This is a genomic window from Lysinibacillus sp. LK3, assembly GCF_001043675.1.
Lineage (GTDB): Bacteria > Bacillota > Bacilli > Bacillales_A > Planococcaceae > Lysinibacillus > Lysinibacillus capsici.
The window spans coordinates 23,001-46,957 of sequence record NZ_LDUJ01000014.1; the positions used below are offsets into that span (position 1 = coordinate 23,001).

The following is a 23,957-nucleotide window of genomic DNA, read 5'->3' on the forward strand; positions in this document are numbered from 1 at the left end:
AAAAAGCTGTGGATGTTATCATCATCCGCAGCTTTTTTGCTTATTCTTCTTGTTCATTAAAGTAGTTGAGAATTCCCTGATAAATACCAAGAGTCGCTTGTTCACGGAATTTAGCTGTTGTAATGACGCGCTCCTCACTGGAATTACTTAAAAAGCCTAACTCAATAAGGACGGCCTTTTGACGATTCTCTCGTAAAACTAAATAATTCCCTTGTTGTGTACCACGGTCTCTTAAATCTAGTTTACTGGAAAGACCATCATGAATTGCTTCAGCAAGCCCTTTTTGATTGCTATTCATATAATAGGATGTGAAGCCGTTAATGGAGCTATCATCTGTCGCATCATAATGAAGGCTAATAAAGGCATCTGCCTCATATTGATGGGCAATCGATACACGCTTACGCAATGCCACATATTCATCCGATTCTCTCGTCATGACAACGTTTGCGCCAGCAGCACTTAACTTGGAAGCAAGCAAAGTAGCCGTTTTTAACGTAATGCCCTTTTCCTCTGTACCTCGTTGACCAGTTGTGCCATGATCATTTCCACCGTGACCAGCATCAACAACGATTGTTAATCCAGTTAAAGTACCTTTTTTGCGAGGCTCTTCCTTTTCTTTCTGTGGACTTGTCGCTTTATTGGAACTTGTTGTGACCACCCAGTTCGCGACAAAAGCTGTTTTTTCGTCGTCTATTTGTATTTCATAAAAATCATTTTTAACGCCTACTATCGGGTAATTTACACCAGCATCTACACGTTCAACCACTTCTGCTGCTGTTGAGGCATCCGTTCGTAGGTTTGTCCCATTATAAATAATCGTAACAGACTCTAACTCTTTGGAAGTTGATGTTTTTGAGGTACTTTTTACTTTATTAGAGAATGTACCGTAAAAACTATAGACCCAACCTACTTTTTTATCATTGTACTGAATTTGTACCCAATTATGCTCATGTGCGAGGACTTTAAAGGCTTGTCCTTTTGTTGCTGTGCCGATTTTTTTAGCATTCAAATCTGGCTTCTTACGAACATTAAGGGTGTCCACTAAAATGGTGAAGGTTGTATCTTTGTTAGCGGGTGCCGTGGTTGTAGTGGTTACTTCTACAGCATCTTCTTTGGGTTCTGTTTCTTTTTTAGGGTTATCGTTGATCGTGACATAATCCTTCGACACCCATCCTGTTAGTCCATTCCAATCGATTTTTGCCCATTCTCCATTTTCTTCAACGAGGTTTGCTTGGTTACCAGTTGAAAGTTGACCAAGAACAGCTGAAGAGATATCTGGTTCTGTTCGAATATTTAAACGGTCAACTTGTGAAATGACGGTTTTGTCGATCACTTGTTTAGCATTAGTAGGTGCTGTCAGCCAAGAGGCAACCCATCCTTCGTAATTGCCTGCTTTGACTTGGTACCAATCACCTTCTCGACCGATTGAGGTTAAAGGGTCACCTTCTTCTAAAGTCGTAATAATGGGATAAGACAATCCAGGACCCTCTCGCAAATGAAGAATCGTTCCAGCGACTTTTAGATCACTGGTGTCAGCGGAAGCTCTTTGAACAAAGTTCTTATTTGGCATCGCCATCGTTACCATTAGTACGAAGATGATTATACTATGTAAAATTTTTGTCCTCATCAGATTCCTCCTATTCCTTGTGCTATTTTACCATGCTTTTATCATAAAATTCGTGGTAAAATGGTAACAGAATTAGTTATTTTCAACATAGACTGATGAAAAATACAAAAATAGTTGACATTGCTTTAGCTAGTGACTAACATAAAGGGTAATCGAAAAATGATTAATCGCTTATGACCAAGCAAGTAGCGTATACCACTATTGGAAAAGAGAGGGAAAGACTTAGGCTGCAATCTTTCCTACAAAAATGTATCACGTGAATAACACTTGAGAGGCTTTTTTCTGAAAAGCAGTGCCTAGTAGGAAAAAACGGAATCGGCCGTTATCCGATTAAGAGGAGGACACATGTAATCATTTGTGTCAACTAGGGTGGAACCGCGGAAGCTTATACAGCTCTCGTCCCTTGCTATTGCAAGGGACGAGGGCTTTTTTGTTGTTCAAAAAGTAATGAGTTTTTTAAGAGGGATTGTTGTTTTTGCTCAGAAAAGAGGGGAAGGCGCTCTAATTAGTATGAAAAGCGCTCATCAAGGCTGTAACCCGCTCCAACCGGACAAAAATTTGCTCAACCAAAGCATGCATTCGCTCAAAGTGGGACTACAGCTGCTCTATCATAAGCAATCAATATAGGAGGGAATTACATGAGTTTTAAAGTGCCACGAGGGACACAAGATATTTTGCCAGGTCAATCTGAAAAATGGCAAAAAGTTGAAGCGATTATTCGTGATATTTGTCGTGTTTATCGCTATAACGAAATTCGCACACCAATTTTCGAGCAAACGGATCTATTTGCACGTGGTGTTGGGGAAACAACTGATGTTGTACAAAAGGAAATGTATACATTTGAAGATCGTGGAGGGCGTTCATTAACACTACGTCCAGAAAATACGGCTGGTGTCGTACGTGCCTATGTGGAGCATAAAATGTTTGGTGCTCCTGATCAGCCAGTTAAGCTTTCTTATTTAGGACCAATGTTCCGCTATGAGCGCCAACAGGCTGGTCGTTATCGTCAATTTGTACAGTTTGGGGTAGAAGCAATTGGTTCAGCAGATCCTGCGATTGATGCAGAAGTCATTGCTCTTGCTATGGACGTCTACGAATCAGCGGGTTTAAAGGATTTAAAATTAGTGATTAATTCTCTTGGCGATAAAGAAACACGTGATACACATCGTACTGCTTTATTACAGCATTTTGAGCCACATATTCATGAATTTTGCTCAGACTGTCAAAATCGTTTACAAAAGAATCCATTGCGAATTTTAGATTGTAAGGTAGATCGTGAGCATCCATTAATGCAAACGGCTCCAGCGTTAACTGATTTCTTAACAGAAGAGTCAGCTGCTTATTTCGATCAAGTGAAATCGTACTTAGATACATTGGGTATTTCATATGAGGTCGATCCAAATCTTGTACGAGGACTTGATTATTATAATCACACAACCTTTGAAATTATGTCCACAGCATCAGGCTTTGGTGCTATTACAACATTATGTGGTGGTGGACGCTACAATGGATTAGTGCAAGAAATTGGCGGTCCAGATGTACCAGGTATAGGTTTTGCATTAAGTATTGAGCGTTTGTTGCTGGCACTTGAAGCGGAGGGTGTTGAATTAGACACAGCTTCAGGGCTAGATGTTTACATTATTGCAATGGGCGATGAAGCGAAGCAAAAGGCTGTTGAGCTGACAAGCACTTTCCGAGCGAAGGGACTTGCGACAGAGATGGATTATTTAGACCGTAAAATGAAAGCTCAAATGAAATCAGCGGATCGACTAGGTGCAAAATATACGCTTGTTCTTGGCGAAACAGAACTTGAAGAGCAAGCAGCGGCTGTAAAACATATGGAATCTGGGGAGCAGCACAAAGTGGCGTTCTCAGAGCTAGTGAACTATTTAACACAAAAAGCTTAAAAATAGACAGAGGGCATTTCTAGGAAATGCTACATAAATTGAAGATATTTTGGAGGAATTTAACAATGGCTACAAGAACACATGCTAGTAACGAGCTGTCAGAAGCGTTACAAGGCGAAAAAGTCGTATTAAAAGGTTGGGTACAGCGTCGTCGTGACCTTGGTGGTTTAATTTTTATTGATTTGCGTGACCGTACAGGTATTACGCAAGTTGTGTTTAGTCCAGATGTTGCAGAAGCACACGCATTAGCGGATAAAGTGCGTAGTGAATATGTGATCGGAGTGGAAGGCACAGTCATCCTTCGTACAGAGGATCAAATCAACCCGAATGTACCAAACGGTAAAATTGAAGTGGAAGCAACAAAATTAGTCGTAATTAATACGGCAAAAACAACGCCATTCCAAATCGAAGATCGTACAGATGTATCAGAAGATTTACGTTTAAAATATCGTTATCTAGACTTACGTCGTCCCGTAATGTTCGATACTTTCAAAATGCGTTCTGATGTGACACGTACAATTCGTAACTTCCTACAAAATGAAGGATTCTTAGAAGTTGAAACACCAATTTTAACAAAATCAACGCCAGAGGGTGCTCGAGACTATTTAGTTCCTTCACGTGTACATGAAGGTGAATTTTATGCCTTACCACAATCACCTCAATTATTTAAGCAATTATTAATGGTTGCTGGTTTTGAAAAGTACTTCCAAATTGCGCGTTGCTTCCGTGACGAAGATTTACGTGCTGACCGTCAACCAGAGTTTACACAGGTGGACATTGAAACGAGCTTCTTAACACAAGAAGAAGTATTAGAAATGAACGAGCGATTAATTCAAGCGGTTATGAAAGAAGTAAAAGGAATCGACATTCCTGCACCATTCCAGCGCATGAAATACCAAGAAGCAATGGATCGTTATGGTTCAGATAAGCCAGATGTACGTTTTGGATTAGAGCTTGTGGCGTTAAATGATATTTTTGAAGGCTGTAATTTCAAAGTATTTGCTGATACGGTTGCACAAGGAAAACAAGTGAAAAGTATCAATATTAAAGGTGCAGCTGACAAATATTCTCGTAAAGACATGGACGAGTTAACAAAATTCGTTGGGATTTACGGAGCAAAAGGTCTTGCCTGGTTAAAGGTAACAGAAGAAGGCTTAAACGGACCAATTGCGAAATTCTTTGACGAGGCATTAGCAGCAGCTTTAATCGAGCGTATGGGAGCAGAAGTTGGCGATATTCTAGTATTTGTAGCAGATAAAGCCGATGTTGTAGCAGCTTCATTAGGTGCTCTTCGTACAAAATTAGGACAAGATTTAAATCTGATCGATGAATCACAATTTGCTTTCCTTTGGATTACTGATTGGCCATTATTCGAATACTCTGAGGAAGATGGACGCTACTATGCAGCACACCATCCATTCACACGCCCGTTTGATGAAGATATAGCGTTAATGGACACAGACCCTGCAGCAGTACGTGCACAAGCATATGATATCGTTTTAAACGGCTATGAACTTGGTGGTGGTTCATTACGTATTTACGAACGTGACCTACAAGAGAAAATGTTTGAATTACTTGGCTTCTCAGAAGAAGAAGCACAAGCACAATTTGGCTTCCTATTAGAAGCGTTTGAATACGGCGTACCACCACATGCAGGTCTTGCCTTTGGTCTTGATCGCTTCGTTATGCTATTAGCAGGTCGTACTAATTTACGCGATACAATCGCATTCCCTAAAACAGCTAGTGCAAGCTGCTTGATGACAGAAGCACCAAGCGAAGTATCTCCTGAGCAACTAAGTGAACTAAGCCTGGCTATCAAACCATTTAGAAAATAATGTATAATTCAAAATACCTGGATTACCTAGCAAATACTGTTGGGAATCTAGGTATTTTTTGCGTTTTCGTAAGAAATTATAGATTATTAGAGAAAATCGTTTGAATTATCAGAAAAGTGGTGTTATGATAACTGTAATACGAATCCTGATGTGTTTGTCTAACTGCTAACTCTACTTCACAGTTTTGACCGAACATTATAGAATCGGGAGCCTTCATTTTGTAGTCGCAAACATGCCCCTAACAAAGCGGGACGTTTAAAGTTGCAAAGCGGGCACCCACCTGCAAATTGCGGGTTCAAAACGAATGTTTCTTGGCATTACGGCACAATTGGGATTCGTCCTATACATAGGATTGAGAGGAGCTTATTAATAGCTCCTTTTTTTACATAAAATTAAACAAGAACTAGTAGAGTGTTTTAAGTGAATGTTTAGAAAATATGAACAATTACTTTTTATTTCTGATGAAGCAGCATATAATTGGTATAGACAACTATACCTTTTGAGAAGCTATATCCGCTAAAGGAAAAGATACATTATATCTTTAGGCAGATATTACGAGGAAAAACACTTTATTTAAATGATTTTGAAAGCGTTTTAATTGTGGTTGATACAAAACACAGTGAGGGAAAAGCCTATTGAAATAAGGCAAATTGGATCAAAATTACAAGACGGTGATTAGTCAGTTGAGAATATAATGGTACAATGATTGAGCTCAGATGCTACAATGATAGTGAGAAAGTTACCACATCAAGCGACTGTGTAAATATGTCTTTTTCACACTGTTATCGTGGATATCATTTAGCTTTGTTTAATCATGCGAAATACAAAAACCGATCTAACGAGGTAAAGTTGTATGGAGAAATCATAAAGGCGATAAGGAAGGTGCAAGAATTGTTAGAGAAAAATTCTCATATACCTATTTATATACAAATAGAAGAGATTATTAAACAACGAATTTATTTAGAAGAATACAGAATTGGTGAGACTATCCCATCAGAACGAGAGCTTTCTGCACAATTTGATGTAAGTAGAATGACTGTTCGTCAATCCATTACCAATCTAGTAAATAGTGGTCTATTATATCGAGAAAAAGGGAGAGGAACGTATGTTGCAAATCCAAAATTAGAGCAACCGTTAAAAGGCTTAACGAGTTTCACGGAAGATATGCGGGCAAGAGGAATGGAACCAAGCAGTAAGGTATTACGATTTGAGAAAATTATACCACCAGTGGATATTGCAAGAGATTTGATGATAGAGTCTGGCGAAGAAGTATTTTTTGTAGTGCGCATAAGAAATGCAGATGCGCAACCAATGGCAATCGAAAGAACATATATCCCAGTTAAAATTTATCCGGAGTTGGATGAGAAGCAAATAATGGGCTCGCTTTATGCCTTAATCGAAGCAAAGTTCCATCAAAAAATAGGGAATGCGGTACAACAGATGGAGGCAGCCATCGTATCGAAAGAGGATAGTAAGTTTCTACAAATTAATCAAACAGCACCAGTTTTAATTATCAAACGTACAAGTTATTTATCAGATGGTAAGCCCTTTGAGCTTGTGCGCAGTACGTATCGAGCTGATCGTTATAAATTCATAAGTGAAATTAAAAGGTGATTTTATGCATGCATATTTTTCTGAAATCGAAAAGCTTATCCAGGTTGTGAAGGAAAAGGAGGCATCACATATAAGTGATGTGGCTCAAATCATTGTCCAACGTCTCCAAAAAGGTGGGATAATTCAATTATTTGGTTGTGGTCATTCACAGCTATTGGCACAGGAGGCATTTTATCGAGCAGGTGGTTTAGTACCCGTCCGTCCTATATTTATTGAACCATTAGCTTTACATGCTGGAGCATTAGCTTCTTCAATCAATGAGAAAGATTCAACTATTATTGAACAGCATAAGGAACAGTTTGACTTTCGTGAAAATGATGTTTGCATCGTCATTTCAACCTCAGGGAGAAATGCAGCACCTATTGACGCCGCTTTATTAGCAAAGGATTCAGGGATATTTGTGCTATCCCTCCAATCGCTCCACTATAAGGAACAGACTACACGTCATCACAGTGGGCTGCGGCTAGAAGATGTGGTAGATTTTGTAATTAATACACATATACCGATTGGTGATGGTGTACTAACTATACATGACATACAGTATGCGCCAGCATCTACTGTTATTGGTTCATTACTATTAAATGCTTTGTTCAGTGAAATCATAGAAACACTAGCAAAGTCCTCAATAGAGTTACCGATTTTTGTCAGCAATAATGTTGATTCGGATTGGTCACATAATGAGAAAATGATTGCCAAATATCATCATCGGATTAATTTCACGTGAAAGAGTGGAGGTATGTAAATGAAGAAAATGTATAAAATTACATCTACTGAAGGTATCCATGCCAGACCGGCTGCATTACTCGTAACTGCAGTGACACCATTTCAAAGTGATATTAAATTAACATACGAAGAAAAATCCGTTAATTTAAAGTCTATTATGGGCGTGATGTCATTAGGTGTTAAACCAGGAAGTGTAGTGGAAATTTCAGCGGATGGGCCAGATGTAGCAACATTATTTCAAACTATTACTGAAGTCATGTTGTCTAAAGCAATAGGAGAAGAATGGCAAGAGGGATAAAAGATTCTTGCAGTGGTTATGATTATGCCACTGTAAAAGAATCTTATGACTAATTATCTGAATATTAGGAATTTTAGGGGTGGTTAAATGGACATTCACATCGTCTCGCCTAATGATTATGGGCAGATTCATCGATTGAGAGACTATTGCTTTCCAAATAAGTACTCAGGGGCTCGTCGAGAGGATTTTCATTATTGGATTGAGCAAAGCACGACCTTAGGTGCTTATGATGACAAAAAAATTGTTGGGCAGCTATTAATATTACCGCTAAATATTACAGTGCATGGAGTTTCATTTAAAATGGGAGGCATCGGCTTTGTTGCAACGTATCCTGAGTATCGACAACAGGGTATTATCAAAAGGCTTATGACAGAAGCGCTGCAAAAAATGAGAGACAATGGACAAACGATTTCAGTATTAGCGCCATTTTCTGTGTCCTTCTATCGTTATTTTGGTTGGGAATTATTTTTTGAGAAGCTCCATTATACAATCCCTCAAACTATGTTTCCCTCTTTAGGGAAACAAGTAGACGACATGAAAAGGATGAGCTTTGAGTGGTTAGATCCTGTGCTCTTTCAGATGATTAAGGATTTTCATAATGCACAGGCAATCATTCGAAATGGTGGCATGGTAAGGGATGAAGGATGGTGGAAAAGACTTGAAAGAAGGAGTCCAGATAGTCACTTTGCTGCCTATTTTCAAGGCAGTAACATAGAAGGCTATATTCGTTATACGATTCGAGATGGGGCATTTACTATCCAAGACTTTGTTGTAGCAAATCTCTTAGCTGAACAAGCTATGTGGCGTTATATGACATCTCATGCAGCAAGTGTCAGTAGCATAACTGGAGTTACTAGTAATCATTATCCTTTTGGCTTTTATTTCAAGGAGCCACAATTCAAAAGGGAAGTCATACAGGATGTGATGATTAGAGTAGTAGATGTTTATGCATTTATGCAGCAGTATCCGTGGAAGGATATTCAAGAAACATTAACGATTCGTATTGAAGATCCATTTTGTCTCTGGAATGAGCATATTTATCAAATAAATAAAAATGGTCAGGTCGTAATAATTGAGACAAGTTCAATCTCTGACAAGCATATGTTAACACTACCAATTAATCTTTTTTCTGCGATGATGGCAGGTTATCTTTCTGTCAAAGAAACAGTTGTCTATGCTAATCAACCTACGGTAGAAAAGGTGATCGAACAGTGGGAATGGGCAATCCCTACTGAAAAGCCAGCATTTTATGAGTATTTCTAGGTATTGAATAATAAGAAAATTTAAAAATTTTTTGGCTTTTTTTCTGGACTATACCAGTTGATTATAATCATTAATTTCACGACAAAATTGATATAGCCCAATTTTGTAAATAACTTGATATAAATAAATTTAATGTAAAATTTATATTGTGGTATATACCAATAGGTGCTATTCTCAAAATAAGTAAGCGATTACACAATCGAAGAAAATAAAAGGAGTGTATCGAATGAAAAACATCATGTTAGTGTGTGTAGCAGGTATGAGTACTAGTTTATTAGTGTCGAAGATGCAAAAAGCAGCGCAAGAGCAAAATATTGACGCCGATATTTACGCCATTGCTGAAGGAGAGGTGGAAAAGATTTTAGCGACAAAGAAGGCTGATGTTCTTTTATTAGGCCCACAGGTTCGTTATTTGAAAGGTTCATTTGAAACAAAATATAAGGATAAAGGCTTTCCAATCGATGTGATCAATATGGCGGATTACGGCATGATGAACGGTGAAAATGTCCTGAAACAGGCTCTACAACTAATTGGATAAAAGAAGGGGCAATGGGGAATGGAAGATACAGCATTAATGGCATCCATTATGGGACTGATTGTGCATAGTGGAAATACGAAAAGTGAGTGTATGGAAGCTATTCAGCTAGCAAAAAAGGGGCAAATTGAGGCAGCAAAAGAAAAAATCAAATTAGCGAATGAGTCATTAATTGAAGCGCATCATGCTCAAACGGGGTTACTGTCTCAAGAAGCAAGGGGAGAAAAGGTAGAGGTTTCGATGTTATTAATTCATGCCCAGGATCATTTAATGAATGCTATTACTTTTCGAGATTTAGCACAGGAAATGATTGAGCTATATGAACGAATCCAAGGGGAGTAACATCAAATTTTGATGTTATCAATAAAAAGCAAAGGGAGTGTATGTGAGTGTTCCGTTTTTTAGAAGAAAAGTTTGTACCGGTTGCTGCTAGGGTTGGGAATCAGCGTCATTTAGTTGCCATTCGTGACGGATTTATTACGATTATGCCTTTAACGATTGTGGGATCTTTGGCTGTACTTATTAACAATTTGCCTATTAAATTTTATCAAAATACACTCGATGCCATTTGGAAACATGAGACATGGACTCAATTCGGCGGTAATATTTGGAGTGCTACATTTAATATCATTTCACTGCTACTTGCCTTTACTGTTGCTTATCATCTTGCTAAAAGTTATCAAAAAGATGGTCTGTCTGCTGGAGTAATTAGTTTATCAAGCTACATGACGTTTGGGACTTTCGGGGAAGGCGGATTAACCGGCTTAACAACAGGCACGGGTGGTATATTTATTGCTCTGATTGTAGCACTACTTTCTACAGAATTGTTTTGTAGATTGTCTGGTAATCCTAAACTACTAATTAAAATGCCAACTGGTGTACCACCAGCTGTTTCCAAATCATTTGCTGCGTTACTTCCTGCCATTATTACGATTGGAATATTTGCTTTAGTACGTACAATTATTTCAGCAGGTTTTGATATACCAGATATTGTCGGGTCCTTCTACTCTGCGATTCAAGAGCCATTTATGGGTCTAACAAATACATGGCTTGCTGCTTTAATTTTGGCATTTATACCTACATTTTTATGGACACTTGGCGTACATGGAGCAAATATCATCGAACCATTCATGCAAACGATTAATTTACCAGCTATTAATGAAAATGTTGCAGCAATCTCTGCTGGTAAAGTTGCGCCTTACATTGTCAATAAACCATTCTTTGATGCTTTTATTAATATGGGAGGCTCTGGTACAACAATAGCACTTATTATTGCGATTTTCATATTTGCGAGAAAGAATAAGCAATATAATACAGTTGGGAAATTATCCGCAGCACCTGGGATTTTCAATATCAATGAGCCATTACTTTTTGGGTTACCAATTGTATTAAATCCGGTTTTATTTGTTCCGTTCATTTTGACACCAATGATAAACGTAACAATTGCATTCTTTGCAACGAAATGGGGCTGGGTGCCAGCCGCTACCGTTTCACCGCCTTGGACAACACCGCCGATTATTAATGGCTTTTTAGCAACTCAATCTTGGCGTGGTGCTGTTTTGAGTATGGTCTTAATTATCATTGCTGTTTGTATTTATCTGCCATTTATCTCGATGGCGAACCGTATGGCAAGGCAGAATGAGCAAAAAGCTGCTTTAGCGGCACAGAGTGAGGAATCTGTAGTGGAATCCAGAGGACAAAAAGTGGAAGTATAAGCATCAATTAACGGAGGGTTTGAAGTGAAAAGATTAGGAATCTCGCTATATCCGCAGCATAGTACGCTAGAGGAGATGAAGCGCTATGTTCAGGTGGCTCATGATAATGGCTTTGATCGTATATTCACATGCCTAATGTCCTTAAAACAGGATGAGGAGCGTCAAAAATTACAACAAATCAACGAATTTGCGCAACGCCTCGGCTTTGACATATCCGCTGATATTGCACCAGGTGTTTTTGATGATTTAGGCTTAACTTATAGGGATATTGGCTATTTAAAAGAACATTATTATTTGGCAGCCTTACGTTTAGATATGGGATTTTCAGGTCAAGAAGAAGCGTTGATGTCACTTGATGGAAGTCATCTAAAAATAGAATTAAACATTAGTAATGGTACGAAGTATGTAGATAATATTATCTCTTATCAGCCCAATAAAGAGAACATTATCGGCTGTCATAATTTTTATCCAAAACGATTTACGGGGCTATCTCGTCAGCATTTTTTACAAACGTCACAACACTTTAAAGCGCACAATGTGAGAACAGCAGCAATGATCTCCTCACAACATGGTCAATATGGACCTTGGGAGCAAACAGAGCACGGGTTACCTACATTAGAGGAACACCGTTATCTCCCAATCACTGTACAGGCGAAAGATTTATGGCATACAGGGTTAATTGACGATTGTATTATTGGCAATATGTTTGCTTCTGAGGAAGAACTACGTGCATTAGGACAATTAAATCGTAATAAGCTTGAGTTAAGGGTTGTCCAGTCTGAAGACACAAGCATTTTAGAGGAGACGATTCTTTATAAAGAGCCTCATTTTAATCGGGGTGATGTGTCTGAATACGTGATTCGGAGCACCCAATCCCGTGTGAAATATAAAAATGGAGATTTTCCTGTGCATGATATACGGCCATTAAAAAGAGGAGATGTCACGATTGATAATAATTTAGATGTTCGTTATAAGGGAGAGCTACAGATTGTGCTAAAGGACATTCCGAATACAGGATCGAGTAATGTCGTAGCTAGCATTGTAGATGAAGAACTATTTTTATTAACATACATTCAACCATGGGCATCATTTGGATTTACAAAGTAAAGAAGAGTGAGAAAGAGATTGAGTCATCAATCTCTTTTTCTTTATGTGGTTGAGCATAATGTTATATAAGATTTACCTGATTAATCAACTAATTTTATTGTACTATTTTACCATATATAGCAGAATTGGATGAAATGTTTTTATGGATTATTATTTCAAAGGATTGAAGTAGATAATTTTGACTTTTTCTTTATATTTTTATCTTGAACAATAACATGATAAAATGTAAGATAGGTTTTGATTTTATCTTAGTATATAACTAGGTTTACTAATAAAATTTCATAGATGGAGAGTGTCAGGATGTTACATCAATTTTCACGTAACGAGCTCGCAATAGGAACAGAGGGTCTCGAGAAATTAAAAAATACAACGGTTGCCATTCTTGGTGTGGGTGGTGTCGGTTCATTCGCGGCTGAGGCATGTGCACGAAGCGGAATCGGCCGTATTATTCTAGTCGATAAGGACAATGTAGATATCACAAATGTCAACAGACAACTTGTTGCATACTTATCAACAGTTGGTCAATCAAAATCAGCTGTCATGAAAGAGCGTATTGCAGATATTAACCCAGCATGTGAAGTGATTGACATGCACATGTTTTATACGGAAGAAACCTATGAAGAATTTTTTGCACAAGGCATTGATTATGTAATTGATGCAAGTGATACAGTGATGTATAAAATTCATATAATGAAGGAATGTTTAAAGCGTAATATTCCTATTATTTCAAGCATGGGTGCAGCAAATAAGATGGACCCTACTCGCTTCCAAATTGCAGATATTTCAAAAACACATACAGACCCATTGGCTAAAATCATTCGTACTAAGCTACGTAAAGAAGGTATTCATAAGGGTGTTACGGTTGTATTTTCAGATGAAAGTCCAATTGTCGTACGTCCAGATGTTGTCGAACATGTAGGTAAGCCTGATGCAGCAATTCGAAAAGCAAAGATGCCACCTTCATCTAACGCTTTTGTACCGTCAGTAGCAGGTTTAATTGCAGCAAGCTGGGTAGTCAATACCATCCTAAAAGATGTGAAAATTACGCGCGTACAAGGTTAATACCAAATACGGTGCTTTGGTAATAGTCAAAAAACAGCATAAATGTTCATTTTCGTAGAAGTAGCTGCCTTAATTGTATTTAGAGGTAGCTACTTTTTCTATGTTACAATTAGACCGTTGTAAAAAAGGAGGCCTATACAAATGGAAAAAATTTATCAAATGGAGTATAGAGGTTTAAATCTTTTCGACGAGATTAGCACAGTAGAGTTAGCTATAGATGAAGAAAACCAAACTATACATATTTTTGATGTTGGACAGGTTGTCAGCCCCATTTTTAATTTTGATGTATCAGCCTACGAATTGTCAGATGGTTTTTATAAAATGGCTGATGTTCTGCGACACAAAAAAATCTTAACGAATCAACAAGCAGGTAGTGATTTAACATTAAGTGAATGGTTAATTATGAACAATGCTTATTTTTATATACCTCAAAAGCGCATTAAAAAATATGTGCATGGAAGTATTATTGAAATTATCGATCGAGCAAACGAACCATGCTTATTTGATGATTATGTACAAAGGGTATAATTTTACCAAAATAGTTCCTCTTATGTACATAAAATGCTATTAATTCACGAAATTGTCTTATTTTTTTCATGTCCACACTACTTCATATGGTTTATTGCTATAATTTGAATCATCCATTAGATAATCGATCAGTTTGTTTGGGATGCTTGGTGCTACTCAGTGAATAGACAGAAAGCTAAACAGCAAATGACATATGGGAGAGTGGGAAAATGGAAATTCAAGTAATTCGTGATCATTTAGATATTGTTAAACTTCAAGAGAAAATGAATGCCATTGTATTTGACTATTTGGATACATCCAACAACTATCCGAAAGCCATGAGAGAATTGAATCCTTTATATATACAAGTCACTACCTATTATAAGGAATATGTTAATCAGCGGGCAGGGGAATTACCGAAAGCAAATACGTATTGGCATTTATTTATCGATTGTTGTGCAAAATTATGCTACTTTTTAGCTGCATCGACCTATTATTCTTCGAATGCTTTGCAAAAAACGCCTGAAAAAGTAGAGCATTTATTAAAAATAGCAGCCTATTCCTTACCGAGTATTGAGCAGGAAGAGAATGAGCAATTATTAGAAGATATCATGGCTCTTTTAACTGAAGTGCTAGAGGATGAAGAAAAAGCAACAAACATACGCAACGAAGTACTGTCACAAAAAGGTGAAGTGAAGCAATGTCTTCAACAATTTAAATTATTTGTGGAACAAGAACTTCCTGCATAAACCTTAGACAATAATAGACTATCTATTTTCTGAAAATAGCCTATACGTCAAGAATCTACGTAACTTATTGGGATTTAAATCAGTTTTTTCTACAATGTTCGATGTGGAAAGAGAGTGATTTACTTGCCTCTTTTAGTAGCGTGGGTTCTTTTTTATTATGACGAAAGTAAAAAGGCATATTTTCTTGAAAGGTATTTATGTTTTTTTGTCGAATTATAGTTAGAAAATTGGTAATATATGTGCTCACGCTGTAAGAACTTAGCTAAAAGAACTTATTGGAAGGGGGCTAAGCAATGATTGTAAATGGAATAGAAATAGATTTGGCGAATTTGGAAAAGCCGCTTTTATTAGTTAGTGAGGAAGATGAACTTTTATTTCTACAGCTTATCCAACCGACAATTGAACAGGAGCTTATTCAATGTCAATTAGCGCTCTCAACAAGGAAATCTATTTCATTGGTCAAAGATATTTGGTTGGCTATGTATAGAGATCGAGAAAAGCTGTACATCAATAGCGGTCATGCCATGCTTTATCCAATACGTTTAATTCTTTTTGAACTAGTCACACAAGCAGAATATTTCCAACGCTTAGCAAAAAAATCACGTGGCGATGAATGTCTTTCCCTTATCTATGCAGTTATTCTTTTGCAATTTGTCTTGCAATGGTTAAAAGATCGATTTAGTGGAAATAAAGAGGTATATGGTGCATTAAAACGGTTATACAGAGTGTCGGATGATGAATTAAGTAATGAGCCCTCCTGTGAAACAAGAGAACAAAAAATTGCACAAGCAATTGCTGTAAAAGCAATTCGCTTTGAGGTGAGAGAAAACAATCAAGAGTTCGCCAGCTTGCTGTATCAGTCGTATAATTTGATTGTTTTTTTGCATAGTAAGGAAAAAGAAGGAGATGTGGAAGAGTCCATTTTGCCATCACTTCGACATTTGGCAGAACCATTAAATTTGTTTTACCAAGAACGATATACAACAAATAACCCGAGCTTTACAGGATGATTGCTAGAGTAGCCTATCCTGTTGTTATATAAAAAGCAAAGTCATTTCAATTACTTAAGATAGTGACTTTGCTTTGTTTTATTATTTCTTATCTTTAAATGATTTTAGTTTGTCGTAGATGCCAGCCATGCGCTTTTCCTCACCAGCAATAACAGGTTTGTAGAATTCAGTTCCTACAAGTTCGTCTGGCAAATATTGCTGGTCTACCCAACCACCAAAAGTACCGATCGGTGTGTTATGAGGATATTGATAGCCAACGTGTCCTAAATCTTTTGCACCCTCGTAATGAGCATCTCGCAAATGATGAGGTATATCACCTGTTTTGCCTTCATGAATAGCCTTAATGGCAGCATCAATAGCCATAATGGCTGAGTTGGATTTTGAGGCAAGGCACATTTCAATGACAGCACTGGCAAGTGGTATACGTGCCTCTGGTAATCCTAGTCGTTCGGCTGCTTGAATAGCAGCTAATATATGAGGTCCGACTTCGGGATTAGCTAGACCAATATCCTCATAGGCCATAACAAGTAGGCGTCTGCTGACAGCCACTAAATCGCCTGTTTCCAATAAATGCGCTAGATAATACAGAGCAGCATTGGTATCACTGCCACGCACAGACTTTTGCAGGGCTGATAGTAAATTATAAAAATGTGATCCTTTTTTATCGCCATACACACCAATTCGACTAATGAGATGTTCAATGACATGGTCGGCAGCAACCGTTTGTCCATCCACCTCATCACTGGCATAGTAAATGGATTCTAGCAAAGTTAACGCCTTTCGTGCATCTCCGTTTGCTGCGGCTGCAATTTGTTCAATTTGTGATGGTGTTAAGGCAAAATGATATTTACCTAGTCCGCGTCTTTCATCAGCAAGTGCTTTTTCAACTAGTTCGATTAAATTTTCCTTCGTTAAGCGTTTTAGCTGGTAAATTTCGCCACAGCGTGAACGAATCGCTGGATTAACATCATGATAGGGATTTTCTGTCGTGGCACCAATTAATATAATTGATCCATTTTCTACATGTGGTAACAGTGTATCTTGCTGTAATTTATTGAAACGGTGAATTTCATCTAGGAAAAGTATTACTTTCCCTGAAATTCTTGCTTCTTGTACAATATCTTCCACATCTTTTTTGCCAGCTCGTGTGGCATTAAGTGCGAAGAAAGGGAGCTTGGAACTTCCTGCAATGGCATTGGCAATGGATGTTTTACCGATACCAGGTTCTCCATATAGCAACATGGAAGGGACATGTTCATTTTGAATCATTTTATAAAGGGCTGTGTTGGGACCAATGAAATCCTGATGACCAACAATCTCATCAAGGGTTAAAGGTCGCATTCGAAAAGCGAGTGGTTCATTGTGCAAAATAACTTCCCCTTTCTGTCGTTGTCATTTTTTGCTTCATACATTTTTTTACGCTAAAATAAAGCACTCATATGGATTTTGAACGATTATGAATCGCTTTAATTAGTATATCATATCCTTCTAGGTGTATTTCCGAGTTCATCAAGAGGAGATTATGATATACTGTTGGTAGTATTTTGACTAGACTAATTGAGGGTGATAAAATGAAAATTTCAACAAAGGGTCGTTATGGGCTTACAATTATGATTGAATTAGCAAAGCATTATGGGGAAGGGCCAATTCCCTTGCGTAAAATTGCGGCGGAAAAGGAGCTTTCAGAGGCATATTTAGAGCAATTAGTATCTCCGCTTCGTAATTCAGGCTTAGTAAAAAGTGTACGTGGTGCTTATGGTGGTTATATGCTAGCAAATCCACCTAGCGAAATTTCAGCAGCCCATGTTATTAGTGTGCTAGAAGGGCCGATTCAACCAGTAGAGGGTATTGAAAATGAAGAAGCCCCGCAACGTGAGTTATGGCTACGTATTCGTGATGCAGTAAAAAACGTGTTAGATACAACGACAATTGAAGATTTAGCACAATATACAGAAGAAAATGTAGTGGAAGGCTACATGTTCTATATTTAAAATAGTTTAAGCTAAAGCGCTACTCCTGCATTCACTTCATCTTTTTGGGAGATTGTGAACTATTCACATCTCAATGGCTATTTTTACGATGAGTGATGTGGGTTTTGTGCTTTTATCTCGATTCAGCAAATGTTTTGTACTAAAATGAACCACTAAGTACGGAAGACTCCCCACTTATAGAGGAGCGAAGAACACTTGTATTATTTTGCAAGCATTAACTGAATCAAGCGAAAGCCTCTGGCGGATGTCACAGAGTTTAAAAAGGAGTTTTCAACATGAATTCATATATCTATCTCGATCATGCGGCCACATCTCCAATGAATGGCCAAGTAATAGAAGCGATGACGACTGCTATGCAAGAGGTATTTGGCAATGCATCGAGTATTCATAAAGCAGGTCGAGAAGCAAGGAAATATCTAGATGATGCACGTGAGCTATTGGCGAAATCAATTGGTGCGCAAGCAGGGGAAATTATTTTCACAAGTGGTGGCACAGAAGCTGACAATATGGCAATTTTAGGAACTGTCTATGCCCGTGCAAATGAAGGAAAACACATCATAACAACGCAAGTAGAGCATCATGCAGTATTACATACATGTGAAAAACTTGAACGTGATGGTTTTGAGGTGACCTATTTACCTGTTGATCAAAAAGGGCGTGTCGCGATTGAGGATGTCCAAAAAGCCCTTCGTGATGATACCATTTTAGTGACAATTATGTATGGAAATAATGAAGTTGGAACGATACAGCCAATTGCTGAGATTGGCGCGCTATTGCGTGAGCATAGTGCCATATTCCATACAGATGCGGTTCAGGCTTATGGCTTAGAATCCATTGATGTAAATGAATTACAGGTGGATTTATTGAGTGTATCTGCTCATAAAATCAACGGTCCAAAAGGTGTTGGATTTCTTTATCAAAAAGCAGGAACACCGTTAGCAAGTTATGCTCTTGGGGGCGCACAAGAGAAAAAACGTCGTGCAGGTACTGAAAATATACCTGCCATTATTGCTTTTGCGACTGCAGTGCAAGTTGCAAATGAGTTGCGTGAAGAAAAGCGTTCACTATACAATCACTTTAAGCAAATTATGCTTGCTGTTTTTTCACAGGAAAAGCTAGCATTCCATGTAAATGGTGATGAGGTGTATTCGTTGCCTCATGTCTTAAATATTAGCTTTGCAGGCATGGAGGTAGAATCATTTTTAGTGAACCTTGATATGGCAGGTATCTATGTTTCGAGTGGTTCGGCATGTACTGCAGGATCGATTGATCCTTCTCATGTGTTAGTAGCAATGTTTGGACAAAGTGCAGAGGAGCTACGAAATTCAATCCGATTCAGCTTTGGGCAGGGTTTAACGGAAAAGGATATACAAGATGCAGCAGAAAAAACGGCTCAAATTGTGAAAAAACTAGCTAAAAAATAATTTGCAAAATACTTATGTTATGTTTCGTTAAAATATTGAAACATAAACTGTAATTAGATAAAAGAAAAGGTGACCACAATGAAAGAAACACGTGACCCCTCTCAAATTCGAGTTGTTGTCGGCATGTCAGGTGGGGTAGATTCATCGGTGGCGGCATACTTGTTAAAACAACAAGGGTATGAAGTAATCGGGATCTTTATGAAAAACTGGGATGATACAGACGAAAACGGTGTTTGTACAGCAACGGAAGATTATGACGATGTAATAAAAGTATGTAATCAAATTGGTATCCCATACTATGCTGTCAATTTCGAGAAACAATATTGGGATAAGGTTTTCACATACTTTTTAGAAGAATATAAAGCAGGGCGTACACCAAATCCTGATGTTATGTGCAATAAAGAAATTAAATTTAAAGCATTTTTAGAGCATGCCATGAACCTTGGTGCTGATTATTTAGCGACAGGTCACTATGCACGAATTGATCGTAGTGGTGATGGTGAAGTTAGAATGTTACGTGGCGTTGATGATAATAAAGATCAAACATACTTTTTAAATCAATTATCGCAAGAGCAATTGGCGCATGTAATGTTCCCAATTGGTGATATAGAGAAAAAAGAAGTACGAAAAATTGCAGAAGAAGCTGGCCTTGCTACGGCAAAGAAAAAAGATTCAACAGGCATTTGCTTTATCGGTGAACGTAATTTCAAAGAGTTCTTAAGTCAATATTTACCAGCACAACCTGGGAAAATGGAAACAATGGATGGCGTTGTAATGGGCCAACACGATGGTTTAATGTACTATACACTTGGTCAACGACACGGGCTTGGTATTGGTGGGGACGGCGAGCCTTGGTTTGTGCTAGGAAAAGATTTAGCGCGTAATGTTCTACTTGTCGGACAAGGCTTTGACAATGAATATTCGTATTCAACATCTTTAACAGCTGTGAAAATGAACTATACTTCGACAAAAAAATTGCCTGGGAAATTTTCTTGCACAGCAAAATTCCGTTATCGTCAAACCGATACACCAGTAGAAGTTGAAATTTTACCAGATGGGCGTGCACACATTACATTTGCAGAACCTGTACGTGCAATTACACCTGGCCAAGCTGTAGTGCTATACAACGGAGAAGAATGTATGGGTGGCGGAACGATTGATGAAGTCTTTAAAAGTAATGAAAAACTAACATATGTTGGATAAATTGCGTTAAGACTGCTTTTATGGCCTCTTGGCTTCCTAAAAGCAGTCTTTCGCTACATAGAGGTGAAGAACAAATGAATTATAATGAACAGGGCATCCAAGCATTTCAAGAAAAACGTTATGAGGATGCTGCTCAACTATTTACAAAAGCAATAGAGGCAGAGCCTGAAAATGCTATTGGGTATGTAAATTTCGGCAATTTATTAGCCGTATTAGAGGATACTGAACGTGCAGAGCGTTTCTTCCAAAAGGCAATCACTGTAGATGAATCAGCAGCTACAGCCTATTACGGTCTAGCGAATTTATATTACAATGCTGAACGCTATGCCGAGGCCGTGAAGCTATATGAGCAAGCGCTAAAACATCATATTGAAGGTGCCGATGTCTATTATATGATGGGGAAATGCTTTGAACGGTTGGATAACTCAAAATTGGCATTACCTTATTTACAACGTGCGGTAGAAATTGCTCCAGAGGATACACAGATTCGTTTAGCCTATGCGATAGTACTATGTGCATTAGAAATGTTTGAGGAAGGGAAGAAGGAACTGGATCTCTTGATTGAACAGGATTGGAATAATGCAGATGCACATTATAATTTAGGCGTACTATATGCAGTGTCTACCGAACAAACAGAGGATGCAATGTATCATTTGAAACAAGCCTTTACCTTACAACCTGAATATGACCAAGCACGTTATATTTACGATATGATTGCTCAACGATTTAACTGATAGATAATAAGCAGCGAGTGAATGTTGATTAACATTCTTGCTGCTTTTTTATTGATTTTATCTAGTAATACAGAAAAAATTGTTTATTTTTTCATAAATTGAATCTCTTTCTCTTTTAATTCTAGTTCAAACTTGGTAATGTATGTCATGCAGGAAAGGAAAAGGTGACAGAATGAATAAAGTTTTTATTGCACTATTACTTGTAACAGCACTTGCTGCAATTGAGGGAACTATTGTTAGTACTGCTATTCCGAGTATTACGGCTGATTTATTAGGTGTAGACTTAATAAGCTGGATTTATTCTGCTTATTTACTAGCTTCAGCCATAGCGGCGATTATTTTTGGTAAATTAGCCGATTTATTTGGTCGTAAACGGATGATTATTACTGGTATCATTATTTTTTTAGTTGGTTCTATGTTATGTGGTTTAGCTCAATCCATGGAGCAATTAATTGTTTTTCGAGCAATTCAAGGTATTGGCGCAGGTTCAATTTTACCGATTACATTAACAATGGTTGGTGAATTGTTTAAGACTGAAAAAGAGCGTGCCAAAGGACAAAGCTATTTAAGTATGGTATGGGGCGTTTCTGGTGTAGTAGGTCCGTTATTTGGAGGCTTTATAGTTGACCAAGTATCTTGGCATTTTATTTTCTTCATTAATGTACCGTTTGGTTTAGCCTCTATTTATTTAATTGCTAAACATTATAAAGAACAACTAGAGGCAGTGAAGCGTAAAATTGACTACCTAGGTGCAGTGTTTTTTACAATTGGCATGGTTGCGTTACTGTTTGTTATTATCGAAAACAGTAAAACACAAACCTGGTTATCAGGTCAATCGCTGCTAATGTATGGTGTTGCTCTTGTATTCTTAAGTATTTTTATCTGGGTGGAGTTACGAGCAGAGGAGCCAATTATTCCGTTAACACTATTTAAAAATGGACGACTAATGGTCATTAATGCATTAACTTTAAGCGGTATGTCTATTGTCATTGGTGTAACGGTTTATATTCCTATATTTGCTCAAAGTGTTTTAGGCAAAAATGCAACGCAGGCTGGTTTATTATTGACGCCAATGTCTATTTTTTGGACGGTGAACTCGATTATGGCAGGTTATTTAATCGGTCGTTTAACAAATAAACGCATTATCCAAATGGGTACGATTTTACTTGTTACGGGTACACTATTGTTGGCAAGACTATCTTCAGGTTCTAGTGATTTCAGCGTTTATTTCGCATCATCGTTAATAGGGCTAGGGATGGGCTTTATTATGCCGATGTTGATGATTTCCATACAAAAGGTGGCAGATCCAAAGCAACTTGGTATTTCAATTGGTTTGAACTCTTTTACAAATACATTTAGCCAAGCGATTGGTGCAGCGCTATTTGGTATGATTTTCAACCTGGCAACGAGTGAAAAAATGGCTTCATTAGGAAAAGGTGAAATTCAATTAAATGGTGAATTTGCAAAAGGTGGGTTTAATTTAGAAGAAGTAAACTTTTTAAAGGACACTATTGCGAATGGCGTCAGTTATATATATATAGCTACCTTTATTTTTGCTATTGGTGCTCTTATTTTCTCCTTTTTTGTAGCAACGAAATCTACAAGGAAAGCGCAATAGTGAATAAAAAGTAAAATCCACCTCACATTCTGTGATCAAGCAGCGTGTGAGGTGGGTTTTTCATTTGACGACTAAACCATAGAATAAATTTACTTTTTGAATAGAGTGTCATCAATTATTTGATTGCCAGGTAGTTCCGTTAAGTATTTCGCTAAATGTGCGATGGGGGTACTGTCTAGCAATGAAGGTTCGGCTTCATTTTCTTTTAAAATATTGATTTCCTTATTCAGTCGCTCCATTTTTCGATCTAATTCAGCTGCTTGTAGTGCGGCTTCCTTTAATTCATGTCGAATATGCTCAGGTACTTCTTTGTTATACTTATAATAAATTTTGTGTTCTAAGCTTGCCCAGAAATCCATTGCAATTGTACGAATTTGGATCTCTGTATAGACCTTTTCCATATGGTCTGACATAAAGATAGGAATTTTAATAATAAGATGTAAGCTTTGGTAGCCATTTTCTTTTGGATTGGCTATATAATCCTTCACCTCAACAACTTCCATGTCATGCTGTGCTTGTAACATGGCACTTACCTTGTAAATATCCTCCACAAAGGAACAGGTGATGCGAGCACCAGCTATATCGCGGATATTTTCACGCACAGCCTCTATTGATGGCGGAAGCTCTTTTTTCATCATCTTCGTTAAAATACTTTTAGGTGATTTTACACGTGTAGAAACATGCTCAATTGGATTATATTCATGAATTAACTTAAATTCTTCTTGTAATATATTAATTTTCGTTTCCACTTCCTGTAGAGCAAATTTGTAAGCTAAAAAGAAGCGTGTTAATTCAGTTTGAAAAGATTTTAAAGTGTTTACTTCTAGTTCAGTTTTCATCGTTTGTAAATCCTTTCTTTTACGGTTTGTTCGATTTTTATTTTTCGTATAGCTGTGATGGCAACGAGATAGCCGATCATTGGTGAAATTCATAGCCCTAGGCATAGGAAAATGACCAACGAACGTGACAAGGATTGTCATTAGAAAATATAGACCTAAAGCTGCTACAACACCTAAAAAAAGCATAATACTGCCC

At 37.7% G+C, this 23,957-nt stretch carries 22 protein-coding genes, 1 other RNA gene and 1 other annotated feature; of the genes, 20 read left to right on the top strand and 3 right to left on the bottom strand.

What is annotated here, in order from left to right; all coding sequences use genetic code 11:
• Positions 1-40: 40 nt before the first annotated feature.
• The gene (locus VK91_RS08080) at positions 41-1,627 is read right to left on the bottom strand and encodes an SH3 domain-containing protein (protein ID WP_048392119.1); all 1,587 of its coding nucleotides are present in this window, start codon (positions 1,625-1,627) and stop codon (positions 41-43) included.
• 164 nt (positions 1,628-1,791) lie between these two features.
• Positions 1,792-2,034: a binding site (T-box leader), on the top strand.
• Between the two features lie 231 nt (positions 2,035-2,265).
• On the opposite strand from VK91_RS08080, the gene hisS reads away from it, so the two are divergent.
• The 15 genes from hisS (at position 2,266) to VK91_RS08155 (ending at position 15,952) form a co-directional block, all read left to right on the top strand.
• Positions 2,266-3,534: a histidine--tRNA ligase gene (gene hisS / locus VK91_RS08090; protein WP_016991629.1), complete on the top strand. Its 1,269-nt coding sequence runs from the start codon at positions 2,266-2,268 to the stop codon at positions 3,532-3,534.
• Positions 3,535-3,599: 65 nt separating this feature from the next.
• A complete protein-coding gene (gene aspS / locus VK91_RS08095; protein ID WP_048392121.1) occupies positions 3,600-5,369 on the top strand; it encodes an aspartate--tRNA ligase in 1,770 nt (589 codons plus the stop codon).
• Between the two features lie 139 nt (positions 5,370-5,508).
• Positions 5,509-5,708, top strand: a non-coding RNA gene (gene ssrS, locus VK91_RS22405) — 6S RNA.
• 552 nt (positions 5,709-6,260) lie between these two features.
• Positions 6,261-6,983: a GntR family transcriptional regulator gene (locus VK91_RS08100; protein WP_004226770.1), complete on the top strand. Its 723-nt coding sequence runs from the start codon at positions 6,261-6,263 to the stop codon at positions 6,981-6,983.
• 4 nt (positions 6,984-6,987) lie between these two features.
• Positions 6,988-7,707 carry a sugar isomerase domain-containing protein gene (locus tag VK91_RS08105; protein ID WP_048392122.1) on the top strand — a complete coding sequence of 240 codons (720 nt, stop codon included), beginning with the start codon at positions 6,988-6,990 and terminating at the stop codon, positions 7,705-7,707.
• 18 nt (positions 7,708-7,725) lie between these two features.
• A complete protein-coding gene (locus tag VK91_RS08110; protein WP_016991626.1) occupies positions 7,726-8,004 on the top strand; it encodes an HPr family phosphocarrier protein in 279 nt (92 codons plus the stop codon).
• 87 nt (positions 8,005-8,091) lie between these two features.
• A complete protein-coding gene (gene eis, locus VK91_RS08115) occupies positions 8,092-9,267 on the top strand; it encodes an enhanced intracellular survival protein Eis (RefSeq protein WP_048392123.1) in 1,176 nt (391 codons plus the stop codon).
• Positions 9,268-9,493: 226 nt separating this feature from the next.
• Positions 9,494-9,805 (top strand): PTS sugar transporter subunit IIB, encoded by a 312-nt coding sequence (locus tag VK91_RS08120; protein ID WP_004226780.1) that lies wholly within the window; start codon positions 9,494-9,496, stop codon positions 9,803-9,805.
• Positions 9,806-9,823: 18 nt separating this feature from the next.
• Positions 9,824-10,144 carry a PTS lactose/cellobiose transporter subunit IIA gene (locus tag VK91_RS08125; RefSeq protein ID WP_004226783.1) on the top strand — a complete coding sequence of 107 codons (321 nt, stop codon included), beginning with the start codon at positions 9,824-9,826 and terminating at the stop codon, positions 10,142-10,144.
• Between the two features lie 47 nt (positions 10,145-10,191).
• A complete protein-coding gene (locus VK91_RS08130) occupies positions 10,192-11,517 on the top strand; it encodes a PTS sugar transporter subunit IIC (RefSeq protein WP_048392124.1) in 1,326 nt (441 codons plus the stop codon).
• A 24-nt stretch (positions 11,518-11,541) separates the two neighbouring features.
• Positions 11,542-12,624 (top strand): DUF871 domain-containing protein, encoded by a 1,083-nt coding sequence (locus tag VK91_RS08135; RefSeq protein WP_048392125.1) that lies wholly within the window; start codon positions 11,542-11,544, stop codon positions 12,622-12,624.
• A gap of 300 nt (positions 12,625-12,924) precedes the next feature.
• Positions 12,925-13,686 carry a ThiF family adenylyltransferase gene (locus VK91_RS08140; RefSeq protein ID WP_048392126.1) on the top strand — a complete coding sequence of 254 codons (762 nt, stop codon included), beginning with the start codon at positions 12,925-12,927 and terminating at the stop codon, positions 13,684-13,686.
• A 141-nt stretch (positions 13,687-13,827) separates the two neighbouring features.
• Positions 13,828-14,214 (top strand): hypothetical protein, encoded by a 387-nt coding sequence (locus VK91_RS08145; protein WP_048392127.1) that lies wholly within the window; start codon positions 13,828-13,830, stop codon positions 14,212-14,214.
• A 209-nt stretch (positions 14,215-14,423) separates the two neighbouring features.
• Positions 14,424-14,942 carry a hypothetical protein gene (locus VK91_RS08150; protein ID WP_048392128.1) on the top strand — a complete coding sequence of 173 codons (519 nt, stop codon included), beginning with the start codon at positions 14,424-14,426 and terminating at the stop codon, positions 14,940-14,942.
• Between the two features lie 293 nt (positions 14,943-15,235).
• Positions 15,236-15,952 carry a hypothetical protein gene (locus VK91_RS08155; RefSeq protein ID WP_048392129.1) on the top strand — a complete coding sequence of 239 codons (717 nt, stop codon included), beginning with the start codon at positions 15,236-15,238 and terminating at the stop codon, positions 15,950-15,952.
• Positions 15,953-16,033: 81 nt separating this feature from the next.
• Here VK91_RS08155 and VK91_RS08160 read toward each other — a convergent pair whose 3' ends face one another.
• Positions 16,034-17,320 carry a replication-associated recombination protein A gene (locus VK91_RS08160; RefSeq protein ID WP_048392130.1) on the bottom strand — a complete coding sequence of 429 codons (1,287 nt, stop codon included), beginning with the start codon at positions 17,318-17,320 and terminating at the stop codon, positions 16,034-16,036.
• A gap of 203 nt (positions 17,321-17,523) precedes the next feature.
• Between VK91_RS08160 and cymR the strand changes: the two genes are divergently transcribed.
• The 5 genes from cymR (at position 17,524) to VK91_RS08185 (ending at position 22,922) form a co-directional block, all read left to right on the top strand.
• Positions 17,524-17,943, top strand: coding sequence for a cysteine metabolism transcriptional regulator CymR (cymR, locus tag VK91_RS08165; RefSeq protein ID WP_004226809.1), 420 nt, complete (start codon positions 17,524-17,526; stop codon positions 17,941-17,943).
• Between the two features lie 275 nt (positions 17,944-18,218).
• A complete protein-coding gene (locus tag VK91_RS08170; protein ID WP_048392131.1) occupies positions 18,219-19,367 on the top strand; it encodes a cysteine desulfurase family protein in 1,149 nt (382 codons plus the stop codon).
• Between the two features lie 78 nt (positions 19,368-19,445).
• Positions 19,446-20,570, top strand: a complete 1,125-nt coding sequence (mnmA, locus tag VK91_RS08175) for a tRNA 2-thiouridine(34) synthase MnmA (protein ID WP_048392132.1) — start codon at positions 19,446-19,448, stop codon at positions 20,568-20,570.
• Between the two features lie 74 nt (positions 20,571-20,644).
• Entirely contained in the window at positions 20,645-21,304 is a 660-nt protein-coding gene (locus VK91_RS08180) for a lipopolysaccharide assembly protein LapB (protein ID WP_048392133.1), read from the top strand.
• 172 nt (positions 21,305-21,476) lie between these two features.
• The gene (locus tag VK91_RS08185; protein WP_048392134.1) at positions 21,477-22,922 is read left to right on the top strand and encodes an MDR family MFS transporter; all 1,446 of its coding nucleotides are present in this window, start codon (positions 21,477-21,479) and stop codon (positions 22,920-22,922) included.
• Between the two features lie 89 nt (positions 22,923-23,011).
• Here VK91_RS08185 and VK91_RS08190 read toward each other — a convergent pair whose 3' ends face one another.
• A complete protein-coding gene (locus VK91_RS08190) occupies positions 23,012-23,761 on the bottom strand; it encodes a GTP pyrophosphokinase family protein (RefSeq protein WP_048392669.1) in 750 nt (249 codons plus the stop codon).
• Positions 23,762-23,957: the final 196 nt, after the last annotated feature.